Raw genomic sequence first — 2511 nt, forward strand, 5'->3', positions numbered from 1 at the left:
TGCTTCAAGTTCTTCTTGCATCAACAAGTAGATTAAATCAAGTAGTGGCCACGAAATCATAGCTTGCCCCTTGTTATGTGATAGTATTTCTATGGCAAATTGTGATTTTAGTAGTATTGGAAAAGGTTTAATAAGTGGTTTTATGAGTTGATTTACCATATGAGCCGCCTTTGTTTAAAAGGAAAGGGGCTTAGGGTTTAAGGCCCCTTTCCTTCATCACTATTATTTTTCCTTTAGACCTAAATGCTTAAGCTCGATTTTTTCAACGGCAATCTCTTTGCCTGCAGCATCTAGGCTTGGACCAGACCACTTAACAGGCAGTGCATTTTCAATCTGCCAAGTACGGATGGTCTCTCCGGTTTCATTCCATAATTCTATGGTGCCATTTTTTCGAACGAATTTTCCAGCTTGAATATCTTGAAACCATTTGATCATTTTAGAGATTTCACCTGTTCCTCTCTCTAAAACCAAATGACCACTTTTTTTATTTTTAGGAAATTCCAGCACGTAGTCGTTGACGCCACCTTCACTATAAGGTTCGAATTCAAGCTCAACATCAAGTCCTGAGACCTTGCTAAAGCTCATTTTCATATCGCCAATTTCAACTCTAAAGAGCCAGTTCATACCATAATCATAAATATTGTTTGCCATAAGCCTCACCTAATATCAAATATATTGTCTGGTGTATCGTTCACTTTTTTGTGAATTCTGGAGATTTCATCACACCATTTTCGCCGTTCTCTGTGATCCATTTCCATAACATGATCATGGTCCCAATGAAAATAGTATGCGATAAAAGCCACTTCTTCGTATAATTTGTTAACGGGATAAGGGGCTATCCTTCCTGATGAAAAAAATCAACATGTACTCCAAATTTGTTACCACAGCTTGGACACACAGCATCATAGCTCGGTACCTCCATTTGATTGATACGAGTGTATAAATCTTGAAGATAGGCTAGATCTGCTGTAAAAAGTTTTTCAATCGTTTTTGTATCAATTGCTCTAAGATCCCCTAATTTAACAATCACTCTTGATAACAAAATGATGGTCAAATAACCTGGATTTTGTTGAACGCGCGCATCCTTCATGGGTAAGATTTCATCAGCCGCTGTTGCGAGTCTCATGACACCTTCCTTTTGCAAATTGCCATCCTGATCAATAAAACCCTTAGGGAGTACGAAGTTAAATTCCGTTTGGAATGCCATATGATTTACCTCCTCACCTAGTTTTTAAAGTATTATGCAGTTCTTGTTAAGCCTTCATGAGCAAGCTCCATAGATTCAAAAGCAACCTCTGAACCACTTGCATTGAAATCAGGCGCAGTGTACTTAACTGGCCATGAATTGATTAATTGCCATGATGCTGCATCGTCACCAGCTTCATCAATTGAAGTAATGGTAACTGTTTTTCTTTCTACAGTACCTTCTGCAATGTCATTTAACCATTCATAAAGTACCATTGAATCTGAAGTACCCCACTTAAGTGTCACATTGCCATACTTGATAAGGCCCGGTAATTTTCTAGGTGTGATAACATCGTCACCTTCTCTGTATTCAATTACGTCCATTGTCGCATCAAAGCCTGATACTTCACTGAAGCCACCTGCTTCAAGTCCATCTATTTCCAATCTAAATCTAAAATTACGATATGGATGTTTACTTTCAGCCATTGTATTTTCCTCCTTACATTAGCTATTTAGAAGTGTATTTTCAATCGGTCAAATTAGGATCATTCACTGGTTTTTTGAGTAATTCTAAAGATTACAAACTCAGCAGGTTTTACTGGAGCCACACCGATAACGCAGACTAATCTACCATTATCAATATCATCTTTAGACATTGTTGTTCTACCGATATCTACGAAGAATGCTTCACCAGGAGTTGTTCCTGCAAGAGCACCAGTTCTCCATACACCAGTTAAGAAAACATCGATTGTACGTTTTACTCTACTCCAAAGCGCTTCATCATTTGGCTCGAATACAACCCAATTGGTGTTGGCACGGATGGATTCTTCTAAGAAGATGAAGAGTCTTCTAACGTTGATATATTTCCATAATGAGTTGGAAGAAATAGTTCTTGCCCCCCAAACTCTAATACCTTGTCCAGTAAAGCTACGAACGAGGTTAACGCCTTTTGGATTTAAAATATCTTGCTCACCTTTACCATAAATAGTACTAAGGCCAACAACACCAGAAACAGTTTCGTTAGCAGGTGCTTTGAAGACACCTCTTGTGTTGTCAGTTCTTGCATAGATACCAATCATAGCACCAGATGGCGGTAAATAAGTATTCTTTTTATCTAATGGATCAAACACTTCAAGCCAAGGATGATACATTGCAGCATAGTCTGAATCATACATATCTCTATGCTTTAAGACATCTGCAACCTTAGCTGCATCTCTTGGAACATCTAGAACAGCAAATCTGCTCTTTGTATTTTCACAGTGAGCGATAAGTGCCATTTGTACGTTAGGGTCAACGTTTCCAGGTACAGCCATAATGCTTACAGAA

The 2511-nt window shown here is 38.4% G+C and carries 5 protein-coding genes; all 5 read right to left on the reverse strand.

Annotated elements, in window-relative coordinates; translation table 11 throughout:
• Window positions 1-222 precede the first annotated feature (222 nt).
• The gene (locus AC220I_RS21230; protein ID WP_486725869.1) at window positions 223-651 is read right to left on the reverse strand and encodes a phage tail protein; all 429 of its coding nucleotides are present in this window, start codon (window positions 649-651) and stop codon (window positions 223-225) included.
• Between the two features lie 5 nt (window positions 652-656).
• Window positions 657-839 (reverse strand): DUF6760 family protein, encoded by a 183-nt coding sequence (locus AC220I_RS21235; RefSeq protein ID WP_486725873.1) that lies wholly within the window; start codon window positions 837-839, stop codon window positions 657-659.
• Entirely contained in the window at window positions 836-1207 is a 372-nt protein-coding gene (locus tag AC220I_RS21240) for a phage tail assembly protein (protein WP_486725870.1), read from the reverse strand. The genes AC220I_RS21235 and AC220I_RS21240 overlap by 4 nt, the downstream gene beginning before the upstream one ends.
• A gap of 32 nt (window positions 1208-1239) precedes the next feature.
• Entirely contained in the window at window positions 1240-1671 is a 432-nt protein-coding gene (locus AC220I_RS21245) for a phage tail protein (RefSeq protein WP_486725871.1), read from the reverse strand.
• Window positions 1672-1730: 59 nt separating this feature from the next.
• Window positions 1731-2511, reverse strand: a 781-nt coding sequence (locus AC220I_RS21250) for a phage tail sheath family protein (RefSeq protein WP_486725872.1), incomplete at its 5' end; no start/stop codon positions are given.

This window comes from Fusibacter sp., from assembly GCF_057447755.1.